Source organism: Lepagella muris (assembly GCF_004793975.1).
GTDB lineage: Bacteria > Bacteroidota > Bacteroidia > Bacteroidales > Muribaculaceae > Lepagella > Lepagella muris.
This window is the reverse complement of record NZ_SRYB01000017.1, coordinates 40,689-66,890: the sequence shown is the minus strand read 5'-3', so window position 1 is coordinate 66,890 and position 26,202 is coordinate 40,689. Positions and strand designations below refer to the sequence as shown.

General features: G+C 47.1%; 19 protein-coding genes. All 19 read right to left on the bottom strand.

Going from position 1 to position 26,202, the window contains the following annotated elements:
- Window positions 1-14: 14 nt before the first annotated feature.
- The 19 genes from E5331_RS11970 to atpG all read right to left on the bottom strand — a co-directional run bounded on the left by E5331_RS11970 (window position 15) and on the right by atpG (window position 26,140).
- The gene (locus E5331_RS11970) at window positions 15-4,595 is read right to left on the bottom strand and encodes an FG-GAP-like repeat-containing protein (protein WP_123482334.1); all 4,581 of its coding nucleotides are present in this window, start codon (window positions 4,593-4,595) and stop codon (window positions 15-17) included.
- Between the two features lie 792 nt (window positions 4,596-5,387).
- Window positions 5,388-6,299 carry a hypothetical protein gene (locus tag E5331_RS11965; RefSeq protein ID WP_123484844.1) on the bottom strand — a complete coding sequence of 304 codons (912 nt, stop codon included), beginning with the start codon at window positions 6,297-6,299 and terminating at the stop codon, window positions 5,388-5,390.
- Between the two features lie 47 nt (window positions 6,300-6,346).
- A complete protein-coding gene (locus E5331_RS11960; protein WP_135984970.1) occupies window positions 6,347-7,291 on the bottom strand; it encodes a hypothetical protein in 945 nt (314 codons plus the stop codon).
- Window positions 7,292-7,954: 663 nt separating this feature from the next.
- On the bottom strand, window positions 7,955-8,425 hold the full coding sequence (locus tag E5331_RS11955; protein WP_275441194.1) for a DUF234 domain-containing protein: 471 nt from the start codon (window positions 8,423-8,425) through the stop codon (window positions 7,955-7,957).
- A 16-nt stretch (window positions 8,426-8,441) separates the two neighbouring features.
- The gene (locus E5331_RS20990) at window positions 8,442-8,591 is read right to left on the bottom strand and encodes an ATP-binding protein (protein WP_123483151.1); all 150 of its coding nucleotides are present in this window, start codon (window positions 8,589-8,591) and stop codon (window positions 8,442-8,444) included.
- A 69-nt stretch (window positions 8,592-8,660) separates the two neighbouring features.
- On the bottom strand, window positions 8,661-10,367 hold the full coding sequence (menD, locus tag E5331_RS11945; RefSeq protein ID WP_123483152.1) for a 2-succinyl-5-enolpyruvyl-6-hydroxy-3-cyclohexene-1-carboxylic-acid synthase: 1,707 nt from the start codon (window positions 10,365-10,367) through the stop codon (window positions 8,661-8,663).
- On the bottom strand, window positions 10,364-11,320 hold the full coding sequence (gene fmt, locus E5331_RS11940) for a methionyl-tRNA formyltransferase (RefSeq protein ID WP_123483247.1): 957 nt from the start codon (window positions 11,318-11,320) through the stop codon (window positions 10,364-10,366). The genes menD and fmt overlap by 4 nt, the downstream gene beginning before the upstream one ends.
- Window positions 11,321-11,393: 73 nt before the next feature.
- Complete coding sequence (locus tag E5331_RS11935) at window positions 11,394-13,196, bottom strand: chloride channel protein (protein ID WP_123483153.1); 1,803 nt, start codon at window positions 13,194-13,196, stop codon at window positions 11,394-11,396.
- A gap of 11 nt (window positions 13,197-13,207) precedes the next feature.
- Window positions 13,208-14,632: an exopolysaccharide biosynthesis polyprenyl glycosylphosphotransferase gene (locus tag E5331_RS11930; RefSeq protein ID WP_135984968.1), complete on the bottom strand. Its 1,425-nt coding sequence runs from the start codon at window positions 14,630-14,632 to the stop codon at window positions 13,208-13,210.
- Window positions 14,633-14,678: 46 nt separating this feature from the next.
- Complete coding sequence (locus E5331_RS11925) at window positions 14,679-15,245, bottom strand: L-threonylcarbamoyladenylate synthase (protein ID WP_123483155.1); 567 nt, start codon at window positions 15,243-15,245, stop codon at window positions 14,679-14,681.
- A gap of 17 nt (window positions 15,246-15,262) precedes the next feature.
- Window positions 15,263-17,215: an NAD(+) synthase gene (locus E5331_RS11920; RefSeq protein ID WP_123483156.1), complete on the bottom strand. Its 1,953-nt coding sequence runs from the start codon at window positions 17,213-17,215 to the stop codon at window positions 15,263-15,265.
- A 160-nt stretch (window positions 17,216-17,375) separates the two neighbouring features.
- Complete coding sequence (locus E5331_RS11915; RefSeq protein WP_123483157.1) at window positions 17,376-18,524, bottom strand: ATP-binding protein; 1,149 nt, start codon at window positions 18,522-18,524, stop codon at window positions 17,376-17,378.
- Window positions 18,525-18,679: 155 nt separating this feature from the next.
- Window positions 18,680-20,149, bottom strand: coding sequence for an NADH-quinone oxidoreductase subunit N (locus E5331_RS11910; protein WP_123483158.1), 1,470 nt, complete (start codon window positions 20,147-20,149; stop codon window positions 18,680-18,682).
- Window positions 20,150-20,185: 36 nt separating this feature from the next.
- Window positions 20,186-21,703, bottom strand: coding sequence for a complex I subunit 4 family protein (locus E5331_RS11905; RefSeq protein WP_123483159.1), 1,518 nt, complete (start codon window positions 21,701-21,703; stop codon window positions 20,186-20,188).
- A 34-nt stretch (window positions 21,704-21,737) separates the two neighbouring features.
- Window positions 21,738-23,687, bottom strand: a complete 1,950-nt coding sequence (nuoL, locus tag E5331_RS11900) for an NADH-quinone oxidoreductase subunit L (RefSeq protein ID WP_123483160.1) — start codon at window positions 23,685-23,687, stop codon at window positions 21,738-21,740.
- A 3-nt stretch (window positions 23,688-23,690) separates the two neighbouring features.
- Window positions 23,691-24,002 (bottom strand): NADH-quinone oxidoreductase subunit NuoK, encoded by a 312-nt coding sequence (gene nuoK, locus E5331_RS11895; RefSeq protein WP_275441193.1) that lies wholly within the window; start codon window positions 24,000-24,002, stop codon window positions 23,691-23,693.
- Window positions 24,003-24,008: 6 nt separating this feature from the next.
- Entirely contained in the window at window positions 24,009-24,536 is a 528-nt protein-coding gene (locus tag E5331_RS11890) for an NADH-quinone oxidoreductase subunit J family protein (protein WP_123483162.1), read from the bottom strand.
- Window positions 24,537-24,572: 36 nt separating this feature from the next.
- Window positions 24,573-25,205, bottom strand: coding sequence for a 4Fe-4S binding protein (locus E5331_RS11885; protein WP_123483163.1), 633 nt, complete (start codon window positions 25,203-25,205; stop codon window positions 24,573-24,575).
- 44 nt (window positions 25,206-25,249) lie between these two features.
- The gene (gene atpG / locus E5331_RS11880; RefSeq protein WP_123483164.1) at window positions 25,250-26,140 is read right to left on the bottom strand and encodes an ATP synthase F1 subunit gamma; all 891 of its coding nucleotides are present in this window, start codon (window positions 26,138-26,140) and stop codon (window positions 25,250-25,252) included.
- Between the last annotated feature and the right edge of the window lie 62 nt (window positions 26,141-26,202).

Sequence of the window (26,202 nt, the reverse complement as noted above, 5' to 3'; positions counted from 1 at the left end):
GCATAACAGGTATATCAAATCATGACCCTACGTATACGTTTGTCCGACTTCACGATGTAAAGACCTTTTGACAGATTATCGATTCTGCATGGTTTTCCGGTATAAATCACAATACCTTGAGCATTCACAACAGTCACGTCAGCGTCAGATATGACTGTCATACTGTTACCTTCCTTGACAACGTAGAAGCCATCCTCTAACACATCATCAACACCGCTATCCGATACAGACACCACATTAGAACGCGATCTCAATGTCTCAGTGGCGCGTGTCCCGACATTAAGAAGTATCTCAACCGCATAATATGCATCGGTCGGAACGTCGTAGTCGGTGTAAGAGGTGACGTTTCCCGACACCTCCGCTATACATTCAAGAGTCTGCGGAGAATTGCCACGCAAGATGCGGTAGGTGGTTATGTTGCGACCCTCATACTTACCCCAATAGAGATTCCAGATATTCGCACCACCTTGGTTTATCTGCAGATGAATCGGCTGATGAGCCACCGACATCATTGTCTCCCCATAACCCATTTTATAGGAGAGGGAGTAGCGTGATGCCATCTTGTCGGGATCGGAATATTCATCAATATGCGAGGTGTAATCATCGGCAGACATAGTACTCAACAACTCATATACGCCGAATTCAGAGGTTTCCTTATAGACATTCGCCATATATGCACGGTGTAATCCTGAACGAAGTTCCTCAGGCACACTCCAGCGGATACGATGCTTATTGGTCTCCTCATCAATATCCACTAATGTGATAGTCGGATTCTCCTTCATCCTCACTGTCTTGAACTCCACTGAATAAGAGTCTGTACCATAGCTTTCAGTCAATGTATGCGTAATCCTAAGTTTATAGTAAGATGATCCATTGTTATTTCCAATTGTCAGATATCCGGAGTTGTCTTCTGTCTGTGTATAAGTTACTCCATAATTATTTGAAGAAGATGGTAAAATACCATCTCCCGGAAATGGTAATCCTTCTACTTTCCATTCACTGTTGTGATCATTATCCCAGTTGACATTAACTTTTGAAAATAAGAATACCTCTTCAGGAATATAGAAAGAAGCATCAAGGGCTGGATGCACAAACACCGCTTTGGAATATTCGCCATAAGTAATGTTCTTCTCCCCTTCTGAGGTCCAATACACAGTTATACTCTTATCCTCCACGCTTTCTACCACGGCACCCTCTCCGAAGTTGATTGTGGACGCATCAATTCCGGGGAAGAGTCGGAACATATTCCTCTTGTTGACCATAGTCTCTGACGGACCGGATATGAAGTTGTTCATAGAAACGGAGAACCCGTATGCCTCGGAGAAATCGCCACACTCCATCTGAGTGTCTACAGCCTGCACCTTAAACTCATAGTCACCGGGACCGACAGCACTCTTCGGGATAGAGACTGTGGTGGATACAAGCAACTGGGCACTGCTTGGCACCGGCACTCCATTCATACCGCCATTCAATGGCGACCAGACGTAGGAATTATCCCCCTCCTTATCCTTCAGTTTAAGGGAAATATTGTATTTCAATCCGGCAACAGGAGTCTCGGCATCAGATGCAGCATCCCAAGAGAAGACATAGAAGTCATCCGTCTCTGTCATCTTGATTCCGGTGGGAGCGGTTGGAAGAGTATTTCCAGGACCTATCACGATATTGGCTCCAAGTCCCATTCTACCATCAGCACGCCGGAAGAATGCTTCACCAAAATTACGTCTTTCTCCGCAATTCACTATTTCATAGCTCCGATCTGAATAAAAGAAAATAATACATGTTGAAACAGACTCGCCATTAACTACATCTAATATGATATCATTACAGCCATTATTATCAAGGTCTGCGATTTCGCTGATATCACAGAATTGATGTCCTGCTGGCGCGGGTATTTTCATGTTTGTTCCATCGCCCCAATAAACATATACGTAATCGGAATAAGAAGTCACTCCCAAACCCGAAGCATAATCGGAACTAACCATATCCATTTTGCCGTCACCATCAATATCCGATGAAATTATATTTTTAACAGATGTTTCAACTGAAATTGTTTTATCCAATTCAAAATTACGATTTCCCAAATTGCGATATAAATAGACATGCTCCCAATCAATAAAATTATTTACTCTTATCACGCATAAATCCATAAAGCCATCGCCGTCATAATCATATATCTCCTTGATAGTTCCCCAATAGAGAAGTGTGTTTAAATCGGTAATATCCTCCATTGACTTGTAATTTCCCCTATTATAACCCAAATCGACACCGAAATAGCCGTCGGAGAAGCCATCATTATCCAAATCTGCGAATAATTTAATTGATTTTCTTTCAAGATTGTCAAAATCAACAATTTCCATATCCTTGTCTCCAAGATTCAAGGTATGTGATATTTTATTAGAAGTGTTACAGTAGACATCGGGCATACCATCTCTGTTGATATCAGCAATGTTTCCCCCACCAGGGAGATTATTATTAAACAATCTTTTCAACAGATTGTATTCTCCATCAGCATTTGCTTCGTAAAAACGACCATCAAACAATTCATAGACACCATCGAAATCCAAGTCTACAGCTACTGAAGGTTCCAGGTATATCTCCCCCATCTTCTTATCCGGAACAAGTTTTGCCGGAACTACCTTCAATTCCTTTGTCTCCGTCCTTGTCTTACCGACTGCCGTAGTTGCCGTCAAGCTAATCTTTTTCGTGCCAGGCGTTGCCCATTTCACGACAGCATCCACTCCATTCTCAGAGACAATCTCAGCACCATCAAAATCCCAACCGTAAGTGACGGAGGAATCCGGTGTACCGAAGAATCTGAGTTTCACCTCTTCCGTGACTGCGGTAGTGACTGCGCAATCTATCAGGAAATCGGCGGCAGCCGTCTTCTTCTCAACTATTGCGTAATCACTGAATTCCGAACCCATATAATTACCGTCAATTGACTGGATGGAGATATAAATCTTCCCTTCAGGCCAAGAGGTTGTGTTGAACTTACGCATTGTCAGATATCCGCAATTTCCATCCTTAAAATTACGGCGATGACCATCGGCAAGAGCATCAACCCAGAGGATATCACATTTATCAGGAGCTGTACCTATCCTCAGTTCGTAAGTGAGGTCGAGAGAGGCTGTCTCTTTATCAGCACCAAGATCCCATGATATCTCAATTGTCTCATCCTCCTCATTGTAAACGACAGATGGCTTAGCCATCTTTTCGGGTCGTGTGTTTGGTACGTCTCCGAAAGAGAATGATTTATATTCATAATCCGGATATGAACCAAAGTAGCTGTAAAGTTTTACAAAACCACTGTTGTTAGCATCTAAAAGGGCAATCCTTTCATCATTAGGTTCTTGGTCATGAAGCTTAACTGCATTTTCATCCACATCAACTCCTGTGACTTTAAGATACCAAACATACATATCATTACCATAATATGTATCACCTCCCAAAAAGAAGACTTCGTAATTACCGTCATTGTCAACATCTGCGCAATCCAAGAATAATTGCCCCTTATCAATATAATGCTCATGCTTTTTGAAGGAACCATCCCCTTTGTTCTCAAGCATAATCAGATATCCTTGTTCATTGTTTTCCAATCCATTGAAAGGCACCAATATATCTATATCACCATCCTTATCAAAGTCATGACACCATATCTTGTCGCCACATGCCATACCACTGACAAGCTTCTTTGTCTCCGGCTCACCATCCTTATTCTGATAAGTGACAGTGAGCTGTTTCTCCTTGTCATTGTATGAGAGCATGTCGTTTAAACCGTCGTCATTGAAATCACGGAAATAGATTTTTCCGGCAAACTTACTTTTCATGAAGGCACCATCGCCTATGTTCATCAGATACTCACCGGTAGAAGGCAAGATGTAATCCATCAGACCGTCATTGTTGATATCTATCTGTTGGAAAGAACCGAAACAGCCCGGTGTTCCGGTTGAAATATCAATCACAGACATTCCGGAACCCAATCCCGAACTCGGTTTCTCAACTATATAGTCATAGTACTCCTGAGGTGACATTATCTTCACCGTACGATACATAAACCTCTCGTCAGGTCCCATGATTGCAACATTGGCATCATTATTGTATCCACGAAGCCATATATCATTTGTGCCGTTGTTGTCAATATCAATGAAATTGACAGACCTTGCCTGCACCGTATCAATGGGTACAGGATCCTCAGTGCCGTTGGTCTTGTATATAGGAAATTCCTTTGAACCGCCATAGGCAAAACCCGGAATATCAAGACCAAAGTTGACAATATTCGCCATTGCGTCACTTCCTAAATTTCTGTAAGAATCAATGATATAATTCGCCAGATTACATTCTTCATTCAACCGGAACAATCCTTTATAACGACGATTACCCACGTATACGTTTGATTGATAGAATTCTCGTTTCCCATCTCCGTCAAGATCATACCAACACTCCTTGTTAAGGTCAACCACCAAAATTCCCTCCTCAGAGGCTCGTGTCGGATTGCCGTGCGAAAAGCCGCTTTGCGACATGGCGATAGCTGTGGTCAGCAATGCGAAACCACCGGCAAGCACCAGATTTCTGTTTAATTTTGAGCTTTGTTTCATTTTATGTTAGTTTTTATATGTATCAAGGTAAAAAATCATCCTATATATTCACGCAGATGATGCAAACAAGCGCACTAAAAGCAGAACTCAATAACTGTATCTAATGACGATCCACAACAATTGCTACGGCTATATGATCATTTCATAACCGTTTACTGTTTTTATAAATCTAAAATATTGAAGATGTAGTGTAGTAGTGTATCAGATAGAGCCATAGATGATGCGGCTCCGATTGAATCCCTTATCGGATTTTGTGATTAAGTATTTTCATGGCATATAAAACAGAAAACGTGGGATTCTCTTTCTTTGCTCGTCCCACTCTAAGAGGCCTTGGCGTTGCCGTTCCAGTCAAGACGAGCAACGCAGAAGCCCACGTGTAGGTATATAGGAACCCTTGTACCTACACATACAGGTACACCAAGGACTATAACCATACCGTGAGCGACCTTGTTGCCCTTGTCCTTTAACTGGATTTTGTTTGAAACCGCCAAGTTTCTTAGAGTCAAGAACAAAGCGCACAAAGACGCTCTATTATAATATGTCAGCAGACCCACCCCAAACCCTTCGGCTCGCCGGATTCGCTTTCCGGAAACCTTATCGGGCTCCTGCGGGCAGACTTTGCCGCACAAATTTAAGCATTATTTCTCAATTTACAACTATTTGGCATCCATTTTTATGGAATGAAATCTAAACTTATTTCGAAAAATTAAATTTGTCATATCAATACTGGTCTAAAAAGGAGTCTGATTATCGCAGACTCCTTTCCAATGTCTTTTTAAAGATCCAGCACTGTCACGGTTTCAGATGAAGACCTTTGATAATACAGGTATTGCCCGCATACACATCAACAACTTCCACATCTGAATCAACATCCTCTATTATTACACCGAATGCCATGATATCATACCCCTGAATGTATTGAAAATTATCTTTCCCGAGCGGAAAACCGAACACCGCTCCTGATTTGTAAGTGCGATTCTTTGATTGATCCACTAGCGAGAAATTATTATTGAGCCAGAAACTGATTGATCCATATTGACTATTTGCTTCCACATTCCGAAAAGCAAGATTTAGAAAAAGATGACTTTTCCCATTTTCCGGTTCTGCGTCTTTTGCCAACCCAAGCGGAGTATAATATTTGATTTTGTCTGCTTTTGGCTCAAGGTTTACCCACTGGTATTTATCTTCGGCATAAACCTTTCTTTTAGTCATGTCAATGTCAAAGAAAGTTTTCGAAGAATAGTATTTGTCAAAGTTTTCCCATCGTGGATTATGATGAAATTCCACCATCTTGACATCCTGAGGGACACGATCAAACAGAAGGGTATACTCAATATCATAATTGGTTGGCATTCCATTCTTTCTTTTTAAATATTTAATCCCACGAAATTTAGGTAAGTTCTCGGAATTCACAAGATGATATCTTTTCCCGGTGACGGGATCACACAGAAATTCGTATGGATGAATATATACATCAGCACTGTCTGCCAAAATTCTCACTTTATCCGACATCCTAACTGCGGTAAACGGTCCCCAGTCCGAAATTTCCAAGATGCGGTTTGTCTCATTTGTATAATCGGTCTTATAAGCCACCGGAGTCTTAAATACGAAGTCATCAAAACTGCTTTGTCTTGGTTCCTGTGCAAACGCGCACAAAGATGGGAAAATCAAGGAGATAAATAGTAACGCAATTTTCTTAATCATATTTTCAGAGATTAAGTACATGAATATTAATTATTTAACACTATAACTCAATATGATGCCGGTCTATATGCCACGCTGTCAACGTACATGAGATTTGACCTGATCGTGGAATACACCATAATGTCAAACGGTTTATCCAATTTTGTGAACTTGGATCCATCTGCATTCTCAAAAGCATCGTAGTCATCCGTGATCGAATCCACCACTATGCGGTTGCCATCGGAATGCCCAAGATAATAATTGCTGTATCCACGGAACTCTTCCATGAGATTCTTCATTATCTTGAAACGCTGGTTCTTACTGTTTGAATCGCCCAAAGTAATATCGGATATCTCATACGATGTACCATCCTTTGCGGTGGATTCATACATTCCACCAAATCCTGCGAGGTTGCACTTGGCGTAATCAAACCCCACCCTATTATTTGGGAGACATACAGTATCCTTCCCATTTAAGAGCAACGCAGTGTAAGTCGGATGCAGCGAAATGATGGGGAGTGCCACATATTTTTCTGCCAAACCTGCCACTACCGTGCATGCCGTGTCGGAATAGACTGTGCGCTGATCATCCTTACTCCTTGAGACAAGACCTCCGTATGTCGGATATGGTGTGCTCTGCTCCGAGAGACACATTTCTCCATCCGCAACATTATATATCTGCAAGTCTATAAAGTTATCTGTGAATAATACAAGACCACGTTTCTTCTTATCTTGGAATTCCACTGTAGAATCAGTACGGTTAGTGACTATGTATCTCTGGGGCATATTACCGAAGCCGTATTCATAGTAATCCACCTCGTCATCCCTGATTTCAAGTAGAGGACCCTCATCATCCATACCGATCATTTCCCATATTCCTTGGGTAGGTTTTGGAGATTCAGCCACTTGTGAATCGGTTTCGTTGTCTGCTGTGGTGGCACTACCGGAATTTTTGCAAGCCGTTGAAAAAAAGCTCAATGAGGCAAGCAGGATTGCTAACTTAGAATTGTTCATAATGTAGATATTAATTATGTTTGAAAAATACATCCAATGTGTCCCCGATTGAATCCCTTATCGGATTTTACGTAATTCTTGGCATATAAAAATAGAAAACGCAGGATTCTCTTTCTTTGCTCGTCCTGCCCTGAGAGACGTTGGTATCCTTCTCCCAGTCGAGACAAACAACGTAGAAGCCCACGTGTTGGTATATATAAACCTCAGGTACACTATACATACAGGTACACCAAGGACTATAACCTTGCCGTGAGCGACCTTGTTGCCTTTGTCTTTGACTGGAAAAGAATTTGTGGAAAGTTTCTCAGAGTCAAGAACAAAGCGCACAAAGACGCTCTATTATAATATGTCAGCAGACCCCACCCCAAACCCTTCGGCTCGCCGGATTCGCTTTCCGGAAACCTTATCGGGCTCCTGCGGGCAGACTTTGCCGCACAAATTTAAGCATTATTTCTCAATTTACAAACATTTATCTCACTTTTCAAATTATTTTCAACCTTTTACGACATTCCTTACGACACTCTGACAAACTTTCTCGCAACTTCAATAAAGGCAATATTCCCTCGTAATCTCCATACTGACATCAATAAAATATCATCATAAATAATAATGAGCATAAACATAATGTTGCTACTCATTATTATTTTTCATTTTGATTTGTTATTAATCGGCAAGGACTATATCGTCCGGATAAAATACCAGGCAAGCCGGTGAATCCAATAATTTTGTTTTTGTGAAGAGAGCATAGTGTATGGTCATATCTTCTATTACGAATGGAGCACACGATGTCTTTTCTCTCAATTCTTCAAGAAAACATTCGCCATACTCTCCTTCGGTCCACTTACATTCCCCTACTAAAAGATGCTTGCCATCAAGTGATTTCGCAACCACATCAAATTCCATGGCTACGTTACGTTTCTCTTCCTTGACAGCCACATTACCCCACCATCTGGATGCCAAACCATAATATATCCCATCTATCTCCCTTCCGCTGACATACTCCCTGCATAGCTTCTCCCATACGCCTCCCAAATAACCGGGCAGACTGACTGATATCTTCTGCCACACTGCCTCACTTCGTCCCAATGATATAAGCGAGGCATTCGGTGATACGAAATGGTAGTAGGAATCCAAGAAATAATCATCTATCTTATAAAGCGGTTCTATCTTGCAGACATTTCCTGATTAGTGTAGATTTTCCTACACGACGCCGACCGTATACAACGATTAATTTCGATGTCGCCGAATCCAACACCTTCTCTATCCGGGCTTTCTCTTTAGTTCTGTCTACAAATTTCATAACGCAGCATAATTAATGAGTACAAAAATAATGTTTCTACTCATTATTTCCAAACAGAATGACAACTATTTATTCCGGGACGGTGATTTGCATGTATTGTCGGAGGATTGCCGCGCTGCTCTCTCCGTCGCATACTATGCGCAAGACACCTCTCTTCGGAGATGAGAGGAGCATAGAAAGCGATTCCCGTAAGGTGGTTGCATCCGTAGCTTCGTGATATTCCCAACCATAGCCTTCGGCAAGATGCCGGAGTGGAAGCTGAGGGGCACAACAGAAGTAGCGTTCGCGTTCCTCAAGTCGGGAGGTGGAGGGTATGAACCGGAAGATTCCACCGCCGTTGTTGTCTATTACTATTATACGCATCCGGTCAGGTATACCAGGCAACGATAATGCTGCAACATCGTATGCCATCGACATATCGCCCGTGACAAGCACCGTCTTGCCATTATATTTCATTGCGCCACCTACGGCTGTCGAGCCGCATCCGTCTATGCCCGACACCCCCCGGTTGCAATACGTGGCATGCGGCTGATGCTTCCCTACTATCTGAGCGTAGCGCACCGATGTGCCGTTTGAAAGGAAGAGATTCACATCTCTCGGCAGCATCTCATCTATTATGGAGAAGGCTTTAAGTTCGCTCCAGCCTACGGAATCCACATATTCATCCTTCGCCTTGAATGCCTCACGCCTTGCCTCGCTCCAGATGCTGCTATAACTGTTGTCACCGACGTGCTTGACCGCTGCGGCATACAGCTGATGAAGGAATCTTGCCGGGTCTGCCTCTATCCGTTTGGTCAGCGACATGAAGCAGTCAGACGTGGTGTGATTCCATCCCACCGACCAATGTTCACATACCGAATTGTTGCGGCGAAGATATTCCTTCAGTTTCCGCGAGACGAGCGACCCGCCTACTGATATGACTATATCGGGCGACATGGAATCAAGACGCGTCTCCGGCAATGCGGTGAGCACGGAGTCCACACCACTCGCCTCCTCTCCAAGATGCAGGTTTGACAGAGTTTCGGTCATAGCCACTACATTCGGAAGGCTACAGAACTCCCCTACCGACTTATGCATACGTGAGTCAGGGGGAAGGAATCCAGCCACAAACATCACCTTCGAGCCTGCCACACTACGTCCGAGTTCCCTGACAATCTCCTTATTGACAATACCATCGGATGAGATCATCTCTATGACTCTTGGCGATGTGCCTATTGCCTCCCGTTTGAGCCCGAGCGGTTCCGCAAGACGCACGTTGATATGCACCGGTCCCTTACGTCGCGACATCGCCTCTATCATGGCATCGTTTGATATGCGGTTGGCATACCATAGCATCTCCTTATCATCGTTGCCCCATGCCGGCAATTCGTAGCTACGTTTCACGAAATTCAACAACGCCTCAAACTGGCGCAGCGTCTGCGAATCATCCTGATCAATCCATTGCTCAGGACGATCAGCGGAGATCACGATGAGTGGTACACCCTGATAGAACGCCTCCGCAACCGCCGGGGCATAATTGAGGAGCGCGGTGCCGGAAGTGCACACCAGTGCCACAGGCTTACGGCTCACCACCGACATGCCGAGAGCCATGAAGGCGGCTGCACGCTCATCGACCACGTTATATTTCCTCATACCTCTGCGCGACTCCGCAGCTATCAGCAGCGGGGCATTACGTGAGCCCGGTGAGCACACCACGTCTCTCACCCCGTGCGCCTCCATGACGTCAAACAATATGGAGCAGAACCGTTTGTCGGTATCTTGTCGGTCTGTCATCATACGAAACGCTCCGGTTTATATCCGCGAAGGAAGGCATCCGCCCCCATACGCTTCTTACCCGCCGGCTGCAACGACACAATCTCAAGCATACCGTCAGCCACCGCGACAAACAATCTGTCCTTAGCCACAATCACCTCTCCCGGCTTCCTGTTGCCCGCAGGGGTATCTCCGCAGAGTGCCGTCTCAAAAATCTTGACATCGGCAAACGTTCCGAGAGTACGTGAATCCTCAAACGTGGACCACGCCGCAGGATAAGGCGACAATCCGCGCACAAGGTTATGGATTTCAGTGGCAGGACGATCCCATGCTATGCGACACGTATCCTTGAATATCTTCGGGGCTGGGATAAACTCACCCTCCGGCTGAGGCTGAGGCGTCACATTCCCGGCTGCAATATCCATTACTGTATGAGCCACCATATCGGCACCAAGCGTCATCAACTTGTCATGCACGTCGCCGACGTTATCCTCCGGAAGGATAGCGATGGTGCGTTGCTCTATTATGTCGCCGGTATCAATCTCATGCTTTAGGAAGAAGGTGGTGACGCCTGTCTCCGTCTCCCCGTTGATAACCGCCCAGTTGATAGGTGCAGCACCGCGATATTTCGGGAGAAGCGACGCATGAAGATTGAATGTGCCAAGACGTGGCATCGACCATACCACCTCCGGCAACATACGGAATGCTATCACTATGAAAAGATCGGCATTTATGGCACGCAACTCCTCCACGAAGTCGGGTGATTTCAATTTCTCTGGCTGAAGCACACGGAGTCCGTTTTCCACGGCATACCGCTTCACGTCGCTCTGAATAAGCTTATGTCCGCGTCCGGCAATCTTGTCGGGCATCGTGACGACTGCAGCTATATCCTGACCATCCTTCATCAGTCGGTCAAGACTCGCAACGGCAAATTCGGGGGTTCCGAAGAACACTATCTTTAGTTTGTTTTCACTCATCTGGTTATAATTTTTCTGTTTATGCACCGCAATTTCCGGTGACATTATCTTTCAATCCAGCTCGCCGACAGCGTCAGTCATCACAATAATGACGCAACACGCGACGATAGGAATTGAATATCTTTGATTTGGAAACGAATCCGATATATTTCCCTTTCTCCACTACGGGAAGGTTCCATGCGTTTGTCTTGTCGAAAATGCGCATCACCTCCTCCATCGGCTGACCTATCTCTATTCGGGCAGGAGGCATCGACATGAAGCGCGTCACGTGCATCTTCTTGTAGAGATCAGGACGGAACATTATGTTGCGGATATCATCGAGCAACACTATACCCACCAGCACCCCTTCAGCATCAATTACAGGAAAAAGATTACGGTTTGACGTGGCGATAATATCTACCACCTCCTTAAGATTCATCTCCGGACGCACCGTCTTGAAATCCTTCTCTATGAGATTGTCGATTTTAAGAAGGGTAAGCACCGACTTATCCTTCTGATGAGTCAGGAGGTCGCCCTGCTTGGCGAGACGCATGGTGTAGATACTGTAAGGCTCGAAGATTCTTATGGTCATGTATGACAATGTGGAGACGATAAGCAGAGGCAGAAACAGGTTGTAACCACCGGTCATCTCCGCCGTGAGGAAGATAGCCATCAGCGGGGCATGCATCACTCCGCTCATCAGTCCTGCCATACCGAGAAGGGTAAAATTCTTGTTGGAGATTCCCACGCCCCCCTCAAATATATTGTTGAGAAGGAAAGCAAACAGGAATCCGCACATCGCACCTACAAAGAGGGAGGGGGCAAACGTGCCGCCTACACCTCCGGCCCCATTGGTGGCACTCGTTGCAAATACTTTCGTCAGTATTATGGCGACAATGAAGCAGGCTATGAACCATATATTATCGCGGTCAACATAAAAGAATGTGCCGTCGACAATCTTTGAGTAGTCACCTTCAAGGAGATTATTGATAGCCCCGTAGCCCTCACCATAGAGCGGAGGCAACACGAAGATGAGTCCGGCAAGAATCACGCCACCTATCGCCACCTTCAACATCCGGTATTTCAATCGGGAGAACATGGATTCCATCATAAACATGACGCGCGTGAAATACAACGACACCAATCCGCAGAATATGCCAAGAAGTAAGGTATATGGTATCTTGCTCACGGAGAAAGGTTCACTCTGCGAGAAGAAGAATTCGGAATTGTAGCCCTCCAGCACGTATGCCACAGTCGCTCCCGTGATTGATGAGATAAGCAACGGCATGACGGTGGCTCCCGTGAGATCAATCATCAGCACCTCGAGAGTGAAAAGCATACCGGCAATAGGCGCACGGAATATTCCAGCTATGCCTGCCGCCGCGCCACATCCCACAAGAAGCATCAATATGCGGGGCGACATACGGAATGCCTGACCCACATTCGAGCCTATCGCCGCGCCCGTGAACACGATCGGTCCCTCTGCTCCGACCGATCCGCCGAATCCTATCGTGATGGAGGAGGCCACAAGAGACGCATACATGTTTTTCTTCTTAAGGCGCGACTTATTGCGGGAAATAGCATACAGCACCTTCGTCACGCCATGAGATATGTTGTCCTTCACCACATATTGAAGGAACAGGAGCACTATCAATATGCCCACCACCGGATAGACAAGATAGAGATAGTTGGCAGTGGTCGCGCTGAAATGAGACGTAAGCAACCCGGAGATAAGATGAATCAGCAGTTTGAGCAACTGGGCGGCAAATCCACACGCCACCCCCACCACGAGCGCAAGAATCAACACGAAGTTACGCTCTTTTATGTGGGTCTCGCGCCAGCTGACCACCTTAAACCACCATTCCGTAAATCTGTTGTTATGTTCTGTATATGCCATGTGTTGACTTATTACATTCCTTTACCCCCCGCGACTGTCCGCAAGGTGTAGATTAATATTTTTATATCGAGGGAGAGCGACATATTTGATATGTATATCAGGTCATACTTCGTGCGTTCCACCATCTGGTCGAGGGTGGAGGCATATCCGTATTTCACCATTCCCCAGGATGTGATGCCGGGACGCACCTGATATACGAGTCCGTAGTAAGGGGCATGCTGCATTATCCGCTCTATATAGTATCGCCGCTCCGGACGCGGTCCGACTATCGACATATCCCCCCTCACCACATTCCAGAACTGCGGGAGTTCGTCAAGACGATATTTGCGGAGCACCCTCCCCACCGGAGTGACACGCTCATCGTGCTCGCTTGAAAGACACGGTCCATCAGCCTCGGCATTCTCTATCATTGTACGGAATTTGTAGATGGCAAACGGCTTCTGTTGCCGTCCCACACGCTCCTGGCTGTAGAAGACCGGTCCCGGAGAGCCAATCTTTACCATTACCGCTATCAGCAGATAGAGCGGAGAGAAAAGGAGCAGCACCAACAACGATATGACTACGTCACACGTGCGTTTCACGTTTTTTGCTGACTCAGAGAGTGCCGGCGACGTGATATCCACAAACGGGTCGCCATATATATCCTTCAGGCGTATCGACGACGTGATGAAAGAGAACGTGTCCGGGGCTATTCTCACGGAGAGTCCGCAGGAGAAGAGATGAAACAGCAGCTTAAGCAACTTATCCTCATCTTTTGTGGCAGGAGCCACGATCAGATGCGTCACCCCCTTATCCGCACATATCGTCTGCAAAGATTCCAGATCATATACGTCTACCCCATCTCCGGAATCCGGTTCGCCCGGAATCCTCACAAATCCACAGACATCGTAGCTGACCCTTGACGGTGTTGTCATCAGCCGCCTTGCTGAGAGGCGTGCCGACTCGGAATTTCCTATGATTAGAGTCCGAAGCTCCCAATTATGATTTCTGAAATTCTTCAGTGCCCGCTGCGTTATTATTATACGCCCGGCATAGCAGAAGAGAAACAGCAGCCCGAAAAGCGACAATATCAATTCGTAATTGATGATGCGCAATCCCGTCTGGTCGTTTATCAGCAGGATGAGATAGATAAGCGAAGAGTTGATAAGCGCGGAACAGAGTGTGGTCTGAAGTTCCTGAAGACGCGACTTGCCAAACGGCTGATTATAGTAGCCGGAAAGCCAGAACACTGCCATCATGGCAAGTGGCACCGACAGCTGCTCGGCTATAAGTTTGCCGGAAAAGAGGAAACGCTCAAGACTACCCCACGACGAATTATCACGCAGGATGGCAAAACGGCAGATATTAAACAACAGGAATGCGATGTTGCCGGTAAGCCAATCCGTTGCGGCATACCTCATCTGTTGCACCCTTATAGATACTGCTGATTTCCTCATCTTCTGCTCAGATCAATTTATTCCCCCTGTCTGACAACTGCAATTCTCATCTTATCACTTTTATCAATCCTCCGTCTGACACCTTTATGATATTGCTCGGCGAGGGAGCCGAGTTCTCATCGCGCCGGTAGGATGCTATGTAGTCAACCCCGTTCTTTATATCGTCGGAAATATCATTGAATATTCCGGAGGTCTTCTCTCCGCTTATGTTGGCGGAAGTCGACACAAGCGGACGACGCAGACGCCGGCACAATTCTTGGGAATATCTCTCGCCGGTGATCCTTATCCCAAGCGACCCGTCGGGCGCAAGAAGGTTTCCCGCCACATTGTGCGGATGATCGTAAATAATGGTGAGCGGGTCGACGGCAGCTTCTATCAGTTGCCATGCCACCTCCGGGACATCATCGACAATTCTGTCGAGTGCACCTTCACTGTCAACCAGCACAAGCATTGACTTGCTTTCAGCACGGCGTTTCAGATCATAGATCTTTCTGACCGCCTCTGCATTTGTGGCGTCACACCCTATCCCCCAAACCGTATCGGTCGGATAGAGTATGATTCCACCATTACGCAGGCATTCCACTGCCTTGTTTATATCTTCCTGAAATGTCATGAAGTGAGATGTATGAATTATATATTCTGTGAGGATTTCAAATCCTCTTCCAATCTATCTATTTCCGACAGCCATAATGCGCTTGAAGCATCGGAGGGCATACGCCAGTCGCCACGCGGGGAAAGACACACGCTGCCTACCTTCGGACCATCCGGCATACATGAACGCTTGAACTGCTGATTGAAAAATCGGCGGTAGAAGTTGCGCATCCATTTGAGTATCGTGGCTGAATTATAGCTGCTGCGAAACGCAACTGTAGCGAGATAGTAGATTTTCCGTGGAGTGAAGGAATTGCGAAGCACATGGTAGAGGAAGAAATCATGCAGCTCGTATGGTCCCACCAAGTCTTCCGTCTTCTGCGAGATCTCATCGTCGCCGGAGGGTATGAGTTCCGGACTGATCGGGGTATCCACTATATCAAGCAGTATCTCGCGCGATTTCGCGCCCAACTCTTCGGCAAACCATTTCACGAGATAGCGCACGAGCGTCTTAGGCACTCCGGCATTGACCCCGTACATCGACATCTGGTCGCCATTGTAGGTGCACCATCCGAGAGCAAGCTCCGACATGTCGCCGGTGCCGATCACTATCGCGTTCTCCTTATTTGCCACGTCCATCAATATCTGCGTGCGTTCACGTGCCTGTGAGTTCTCGAATGTCACGTCGTAGTTTGTCGGATCCTGACCTATATCGGTGAAATGCTGTGCGACTGCCTTGCCGATAGGAATCTCCATTGAGGTGACACCCAAGGCATGCATCAGATCGACGGCATTGTTATGGGTGCGCGAAGTGGTTGCCATTCCCGGCATCGTGATGCCTATTATGCCGCTGCGGTCAAGGTCAAGCATATCGAAGGCTCTTACCGTCACGAGTAGTGCGAGTGTGGAGTCAAGACCTCCGGAAATACCTATCACTGCCCTATGGCAATGGATCGCATTGAGACGCTGCATGAGTCCGCGCGCCTGGATATTGACAATCTCCTCGCAATGCTCCCCAAGCTTCCTCTCGTCATGCGGCACAAAGGGCTGTGGGTCTACCTGCATATCCGGAAGTGGAGACTTGGGAACCTCCTGACACATTGCCGTCATCAATCGCAATCCCGATTTCACACCGGCGTTGTCGAAATATGTGGAGAATCTTGCCCTATCATTCCGGAGTTTCTCCACGTCTATATCTTTCACAAGAATTGTAGCCGCAGTGAAGAAACGCTGTTCCGGTTGGGTGACGGCACCATCCTCAGCTATGATTGCATTTCCGGCAAATACCAGGTCGGTCGATGACTCTCCCCATCCGGCAGAGGCGTAGACGTAGCCGCAACGACAACGTGCCGACTGCTGAGAGATGAGCCGGCAGAGATAGTCATGCTTCCCTATCAATTCATCGGAAGCCGACAGGTTGAGCATTATATCGGCACCTCCAAGACATAACGGTGTGCTCGGCGGATTGGGCACCCAAAGATCTTCGCAGATCTCCACGCCCACCTTTGCCCCCTTATATTCGAAGAGCAGATCAGTGCCGAATGGAACCATCCTCCCGGCAAACATTATCTCGTCGGCGGATATACCATAGCCGGATTCAAACCATCTTTTCTCGTAGAACTCTCCGTAATCGGGTATGTAGGATTTCGGCACTATGCCCAGAATCCTTCCGGAAGCCATCACTATCGCGCAATTGTATCGTCTGCCGTGGGCTATGACGGGCGCACCGACAGCTATCATAATCTGATATTCTGCCGTCTCGCGTGCAAGTTCGGAGATAGCCTCTGCAGCCGCATCCATCAGAAGGGGCTGCATAAATAGATCTGCACAGGTGTATCCCGTAACAGACATTTCCGGAAAAACCACCACGTCACATTCCTTGTGGTCGGCATCCTTCACAATCTCAATGAGGCCATTGAGATTGTAGTCAACGTCTGCCACTCTGACATTGGGCACTGCTGCGCCTACGCGCAAAAATCCATATTCTGTCATCTGCTATTTTTCTTATACTCTATTTTTTTACAAATTTACACAATCTCTTTTATTTCTCCATCTTTTTCCAGTATTTTTAAACTGCCGTCTGATTCCGATTGGATGCTAAGGTTGTGTCTTAAACTAATATGGCAAAGAATGTCATTGGGAAATTATCCAGCTATCTATTCCCCGAATTAAGCGGCATCAGCTGATTGAAGAACCCATTCTCCACCTCTTTGTTAGGGAAACCGAGTGTGGCAATATCAAAGCGTTCGTCATACCCCTTTATTGTGAGATAACCACTCTGATACAATACCGGGATTATATCGGTCAGTTGAAACGACACATCGGAAAGAGATGAAAGACCGATTTCATAGCTTGCCAATTCAGGAAGTGGAAGCCCCTCCACTCTTATCATCTTTATAAGGAATGAGGGGGTGCCTGTCCTGAACCAATAGTTACCAAACCACTCTTCCGACATACAGTTGAGCAGACTGAATGGATTATAGACATCTTCTCCACCTTTCGGAGTAAAATGATAACCATCGTAATTCTCCCTCAATTTTTCATAGATCTCTTCCGGAGTCTTATCTACATTTTTGGAAAACTTCCGGATACCCTCATCAAAATATTCATGCAACTCCTCCTTCGTGATGCCACATATACCGTTATATTGCATGCTGAGAGATATGTCTTGCAAATTATTCAGATCGCTGAAAATGCTAAGATGACCTAATTTGGTCACACCCGTCAACATGGCAAACCTAATATGACCGTCAAGGCTTTTTAGATTGCTGTAAAACATCCGAAGTTCCCTCCGTATGCGCTCCTGCAATTCCGGATTGTCAACAGTTTCAAGCAATGGCTTGTCGTACTCATCCACGAGAATCACGACCGGCTTTCCAGTCTGTTCATGAGCACAGAGTATAATATCCTTAAATCGTATTCCCACTGATTTATCACTATCTGTGGTGATTCCATACTCCTTTTCCCAACGTGTCAGAAAATTATTGAAATATTCAACAAATCTATCTAAAGAATCCGGGCTACATCCAGCAAGGTCAATATGAAGCACAGGATAAGCGTCCCAATCATAAGGCTGACGGGAGATTGCCAATCCTTCAAACAGACGGCGGTTCCCTTTAAAAAACTCCTCAATGGTTGATATCAGAAGCGACTTTCCGAAACGGCGCGGTCTGCTCAGAAAATAACACGTTCCATTTGATACCAAATCATGGATATATCCCGTCTTATCGACATATAAATAACCACCCTCTCGAATTTTCGCAAACGATTGCATTCCTATAGGGTATCGTAGATTTGCCATAATTATATCTTTTAAAATATTAGAAGGAGCCTTCTTATTCGCAAAGTTAGCAAAACTTTTCAATATAGTGTAAGTCAAGTATTATAAAAAACGTATGGCTCCCTCTCGCGAAGAAGCCATACGCAGAATTATGGTTGTCAGTATTTCTATCCTATTCAGAAAAGAAGGAGGAATGAGAGTGAGTTCTGAACAGCATCGTAGCAGTACTCGTAGATGTAGGGAACAAGTCCGAACAATACAATACCTGCCACACAGATCCAGATTGCAGCACGTGCGCTGCATGCGCTGCGGAATGTCTCGATCTTAGGTTCATCCGCGCTGATCCACATAGCCTTCACCACGAGCAGATAATAGTAGAGCGAGATGATGGTGTTGATCAATGCGATGAGCACGAGCATATAGAGTGCCCATGAGCCGGTGCCTGTCACTGATGTGAAGATAAGTATCTTGCTGAAGAAGCCGGCAAACGGCGGGATACCTGCAAGTGAGAACATCGCGAGAGTCATGGCGAATGAAAGCCATGGGTTGGTCTTGTGAAGTCCGTTGTAGTCGTCCATACCGACCAGACCTGTCTTGTCTTCAATGGTGGAGATAACCGCGAATGCGCCGAGGTTGCTGACCACGTAAACGAAGATGTAGAACAACATGCCTGCGAGTCCGAGTCCGTCAGCCGCCATTACACCAAGCATGATGTAGCCTGCCTGTGAGATGGAGGAGAACGCCATGAATCGCTTCATGTTCTTCTGACGCACTGCGAAAAGGTTGCCCACTGTGATGGTCAGGATAATGATGCCGTAGAGCATCCATTCCCATGCCTCGCTGTAGACAGCACCGAAACACTGCACGAAGATGATGAAGAACGCTACTGCCGCCGCACCTTTTGAGATAACGGAAAGGTAGCTCGTGATGGCTGTCGGTGCTCCCTGATATACGTCGGCTGTCCAGAGATGGAAAGGCACGAGGGAAAGTTTGAAACCGATGCCGGCTATCACGAATGCGAGTGCCACTATCAGGAGTCCGCTTGTCTGACCTTGGCTGATGGTGATTGCAAGATCATCAAAATAGAGCGATCCGCCGGAGAAGGCGTAGACAAACGACAGACCCACGAGAAGCAATGCAGAGGAGAACACGGCTGTCATGATATACTTGATGGCTGCCTCATGGCTCTCGTAGTGATTCTTATTGAACGCAACGAGTGCGGCAAGAGGAAGTGATGCCGATTCCAGACCGATGATGAAGAGAAGGAAGTGACGTGCAGATACCATAAGGTACATGCCGAAGAGAGTCACCAGAATAAGTTCGTAGAACTCACCCTTGCGGATTGCCACTTCATCACTCTCCACCCATTTTGCACTCTGAAGGAACACGATGAACACACCGACGTTCAGTATTGCCTTCAGTGCATTTGTGGTGGTATCGTTGATATACATTCCACCGAATACCAGTTCCCCGTCGGCAGGAAGAAGCCAGATGGCGATGGTGCCGAGTCCGAAAAGTATGGTGGTGAATGGTGTCAGTATCTTTTTACCCTTCTCACAGGAGAATGTGTCGAATAAAAAGACCAGCATGAATATTCCAAGAACGATAAGTTCAGGAATCATAGATCCAAATTGAGAATAGTCCATTGTAGATTGCTTGTTTTATTTATTCAATACATTTTATTAAAGGGCTGCTGACTGGATGGCTGCCATAATCGGGGCGAAGCTATGCTGGATAGTCTCGTTGATCCAATTGGGGAAGCAACCGATGCCGGCTATGCAGAGTATGAGAGTCACTGTAGAGAGGCGTTCAAACCATGTTGCATCAGTCAAGGCAAGGTGATGCTCATCCTGCACCGGACCGAGAAGAAGCTTGCCGACAACTCGCAGGATGTAGACTGCCGTGATTACAATCGAACATGTGGCTGCAATCACGAATACCCTGTGGAAGAGATCTGCATTCTGGAACGAGCCGAAGAAGATTGTCATCTCTGCCACGAAGCCGGAGAGACCCGGGAGACCCAGCGATGCGAAACCGGCAATCATATAGCAGACGCCGAGATAAGGCATAATCTTCATCAAGCCGCCCATCTGACGGATGTCGCGCGTATGGGTGCGTCCGTAGATCATACCGATGAGGGCAAAGAAGAGTGCTGTCATCAAGCCGTGGGAAAGCATCTGGAGGATTGCGCCTGTCATAGCAGTGGTGTTGAGCATGAGGATAGCGAAAAGCACCATGCCGCAGTGCGACACCGATGAATATGCATTGATGTATTTGAGGTCGGTCTGCACACATGCGGAGAACGCACCGTAGACGATACTGATGCCCGTGAGCACGATGAATATCCATGCAAGCTCATTGGCTGCCTGCGGAAGAAGATAGATGGCGATACGGAAGCAGCCGTAGCCACCGAGCTTCATAAGCACACCGGCATGAAGCATTGATACGGCGGTAGGCGCACATGCGTGACCGTCGGGGCTCCATGTGTGGAACGGGAACATTGCACCAAGGACACCGAAACCTACGAATGTGCAGCAGAAAAGAAGGTTCTGCCATTCGGGGGCTATCGAAGCGTTGTGCGCAATCTCAAGGATATTCCATGTGGGCTGTCCACCCTCCGGAGCACTGTGCCAGTAGATACCGAGAAGACCGAGCATGAGGAATGCCGAGCCGCCCATGAGCATAAGAGTCAGCTTCATGGCTGAATATTCCTTGCGGCCTGTGCCCCACACTCCGATAAGGAGGTACATCGGGATAAGTGCCACCTCATAGAACATGAACATCGTGAAAATGTCAATCGAGATGAAGAAGCCGAACACTCCGGTGCTCAGAAGGGCAAACCAGAGGAAGAAGTTCTTGGGAAGCGGATTGATTTTCCAAGAGGCGAATGTGCCGGCAAATACAATCACTGAAGAAAGCATCAGCATGAGCACTGAAATGCCATCGACACCTACTGCAAGATGAATGTTGAGCGGTGCATACCACATCCAGCTGCCCGTGTAAAGCATCTCGTCGGTGACTCCCATCTCGCGAAGGCGGAGGAAGTCGATACAAAGCCAGACTGAGAGTCCGAGAAGAATGGTTGAGCATACCACCATCACGCTGCGGATCGCATTCATACTGCTGTTGCGGCATAAACCCAATCCCGCCATCATGATGACCGGAATAACAACGAACCAGATTAATATATTTCCAAACATAATGTTAAGTTGTTTCTGAGTTGCAATATGAATGTTAAATCAGACAAATCCATGTGATAGCCGCGAGTGCGACAGCGCCGGCAAGATACCATGCCACGTAGGCCTGTATTGTGCCTGCCTGCATTCCGCGGATAGCATAAGATGCTTTCTGGGTGATCTTTGCGAATCCGTCCATAGTAGCGTCGATGACATGGCGGTCAAACCATGCGATGCTCTTACAGATGATGTTGAAGATGATCTTATGAGTGATGAACATATAGATCTCATCCCAGTAGAAGCGACGGTTGGCTGCGGTCCATAGTGTAGGCCAGAAGTTCTTGACCTTGGTCGGGAGATCGTTCTTCTTGTGATACATCACGTAGGCAAGTGCAATGGCAACACACGCCGTGAGGATGCTCGGGATTGCCACCTTCACCCACTCGATGTGGATATGATACGGCTCACCGTTCCAAGTCACAAGTTCGCCAAACGGAAGTGCCCAACCGCATACGCATGACACTGCTGCGAGGAACAACAGAGGCACCGACATCTGCCAGGGGGCATCGTGCGGCTTATGCTCCTTATAGTGGGGATTCTCCTCCCACCAGAATACGAGGAAGTACATACGGAACATATAGAACGCCGTAAGACCTGCAACCATCGTCATCCATGCGCCCCAGAACCAGTGGCGAGCAAACATTGCTGCAAGCATCTCATCTTTTGAGAAGAATCCGGCAAAGGGCCAGATACCGGCAATAGCGAGACAGCCGATAAGGAATGTCCAGTGGGTGATCGGCATATATTTGCGAAGACCGCCCATAGCCGTATAGTTGTTGGAGTGTACGGCATGAATCAGCGCACCGGCTCCGAGGAACAGGAGTGCCTTGAACATCGCGTGAGTGAAGAGATGGAACATACCCGCCATGTAGCCGAGTCCGGAATAGTGGACACCCTCGATGGGCTTGTCGTAGGCAACGCCGAGAGAAACCATCATGAAGGCAATCTGCGAGATTGTGGAGAATGCAAGAATCCTCTTTATGTCGATCTGAGCACATGCCACCACTGCCGCATAGAAAGCCGTGATAGCACCGACGCAGCAGATAAACGTCATCGCCGCATCAACCACACAGTATACGGGGAACATACGAGCCACCAGATACACACCGGCAACCACCATCGTAGCAGCATGGATAAGGGCTGACACCGGAGTCGGACCCTCCATTGCATCGGGAAGCCAGATATGGAGAGGCATCATTGCTGATTTACCCATACCGCCTGTGAAGATCAGCACCATTGCCCATGTCAATACGGATGCACCCATGAATGATGCGCCGCCCGTGGAGGCAAGCACTCTCTCAGGATTGCTGGTAAGATCCATAAAGTTGAACGTATCGGTGTAGAACGAGAGAAGGAGTATACCGATGAGGAAGCCGAGGTCGGCGAAACGGGTCACGATAAATGCCTTCTTTGATGCCGACACTGCCGACGGAAGCTTATAATAGAATCCGATCAGAAGGTAGGATGAGACGCCCACAAGCTCCCAGAAGATATACATCTGGAAGATGTTGGTCGCAACCACAAGACCAAGCATAGAGAATGAGAAGAGCGAGAGGAAAGCGTAGTAACGCTGGAAACCCTGCTCACCTTCCATATAGCCCCAGCTGTAGAGATGCACCATGAAGGAGATAGTGGTGATCACTACGAGCATCATCGCGGAAATCGGATCGAGGAGGAAACCGAGTTTCACTACGAGTGTATCCGTAAATGAGAGCCAGGTAAAGTCAAACACCTGATACTGCTGGCGCACTCCGTCGATAATGAAATTGGCATCACCACTGAAGAAGTAAGTGATAGCCACTGTATAGGCGATTGTGGCAGTCGTGCCCATGCCGATGATGCCAAGTATGCCTGCCATCTTCTTCGACATCTTCACCCCGCCTATTCCTAAGACGAGGAACATCGTGATCGGAATCGCCAAAATTAAAATTGGAAGTGTAATGTCCATATCTTAGAATTTCATTTTATTTATTTCTGTAATGTCAGTATTCCCTATCGCTCTGTAGATATTGATGATGAGGGCAATAGCGATTGCAGTCTCCGCAGCGGCTATCGCTATGGCGAAGAGGGTGAAGACCATGCCGTCCATAGAGCCGGGGAAAAGGAAACGGTTGAACACGATGAAGTTCAGATCCGCCGAATTAAGCATCAGCTCCAGAGAGATGAGAATCGCAATCAAATTTTTACGGGTGACAAAACCGTAGATGCCGCAGGCAAGCATCACCACACTCGGCACAAGATACCATAACATACTCAAGTCCATATCTCTTTAGTTTTTACGGGCAACTGTCACGCCACCGATTATACATGCGAGCAACAACACACTGATTGCCTCAAACGGGAGAAGATACTGGAAGCGTCCGCTGCCTGTAAACACCTCTCCTATCTCATGCATCGTGATCTCATTGCCTGCCTGAAGCGACTCTGCAAGAGAGACGCCGTTAAGCACCGGCATATAGAACAATGCAAGGAGCAGCAACACTGCGGATACACCCGAGAGGGTGAGTCCGATCTGTCTGCGGTGCGACCCGATGCGGCCCGATGAATCATCAGGTCGGTGGGTCAGCAAAATTGCGAAGACAAAGAGCACCATTATACCACCTGCATACACGGCTATCTGCACGGCTCCCAGAAATTGGTAGCCGAGCTGGAAATAGAACACGGCAGTGCCGAGCAGCACGAAAAGCAAGTAGGTAGCGGCACGCAATATCTTGCCCGTCGTCACTGCCTTGAAGGAGAACACCACCATGACAATGGCAACTACGAAATACACGATTATATTTCCTACTGAATCCATTATGATTTATGTTTCTGATTATCGGTTAGTTGTTTCTTATGCCTTGGGTGCATCCGGCGAAGCTGCATCAGGAGCGTTTCCGGCAGCGGCAGCCTTGGCGGCAGCCTCTTTCTCCGCCTTTATCTTGGCAGCCTTAGCGAGCGCCTCCGCCTTTATCTTGGCGAGTTTCTCCGGATCCATTGCTGGCTTGGGAGCCGGTGCTGCGGCATCATCCTTCGGTTCCGGACGATAGTTGAGCTGCTTGACAAGACCTTCACGGGTGAACATTGCCTGCTCGAAATCATTTGAAAACTCAAGGGCATCCTGCGGACACGTGGTCACACACAACATACAGAACGTGCAGCTCCCCAAATCATACATGTATTTGTCGAGCTTACGTTTCTTCTTGCCGTCGGGCAAATCCACCATCTTTGTCGTCAGCTGAATCGTACCGTTGGGGCAATTCATCTGGCATATCCCGCAGGCGATACACTTGTGGCGCCCATCCTTGTCATATTTCAGGGTCAATTCTGCCCTGAAACGATCGGCGATATTCAGAGTCGCACGGTTCTCGGGATAACATTCGGTGATTTTCGGAGTGACCAATTCCTTTCCTGTCACTACCATGCCGTCAATAAGACTCTTCAATCCCTTGCCGGCTTCCGAAAAATATTCCTTTATACTACTCATTTAGTAAATCTTTTGATTCGGTTTCATGATTTTTACCAACCCGGTTATCTCTCCACCTGCCCTCCCAGGATGTCGAGCAACTCGGTGGTGATGCCTTGCTGACGGAGCTTGTTGAATTCAAGCTGCAACGACTCCAAAAGCTTCTTGGCATTGTCGTTGGCACTCTGCATCGCCATGACTCTCGCCGCCTGTTCGGAGGCACGGTTCTCTATGGTGATCTCCTGCATCGTGGATGCCACAAACATAGGCAGAACCTCATTGAAAATCGTGTTGACGTCCGGTTCGAATATATATAGCTTGTTATCTGATTCTCCTTCTGTGCTGTTCCCCTCTATCGCCGCACGACTTACGGGGAATAGCTGGTCGACAGTCAGTATCTGCTTGCTCATGCTCTTGAATTGCATGTAGACCACCTCGATCATATCAAGGTCGCCGGAGATGAAACTGTCTTTCAATTCTCTGACGAAACCATTGACAACAGACGGCGCCATCTTTGAGTCGACCCCTTCTGTGAGATGCACCCGCGTGAGATGATCCTGCAATTTCTTCGTTGCCTTCGCTATCTTCTTTCCGATAGGATAAAGCGTGATCTCAAGATGCTCCCCATATTTCTCACGCAACGTCCTCAATTCTATAAGCACCTGCTTGAAGATGTTGAGATTGTATGCGCCACATAGGCCATCATCCGTGCCGAACACGACCATTCCCATACGCTTCACCTCCCTTTCCTGAAGGAGCGGCGAATCGAATTCCATACCCGTGTCGAGCAAATGACCCATGATCGATTTCACTTGGTTTCGGAAGGGAAGAAGCTTCTTTAGCTCCTGCTCATTCTTATGCACCTTTGCGGAGGAAATCATCTTCATCGCCCCGGTGATCTTTTCGCTTGACGATACCGAACCGATACGAGTTTTTAAGGCTTTTAGTGTTGCCATCTGTGTTGCTTGTAATGGTTTTATTTGTTATGGCTGCCTGTCGCAGACAGACCGCACGTTAT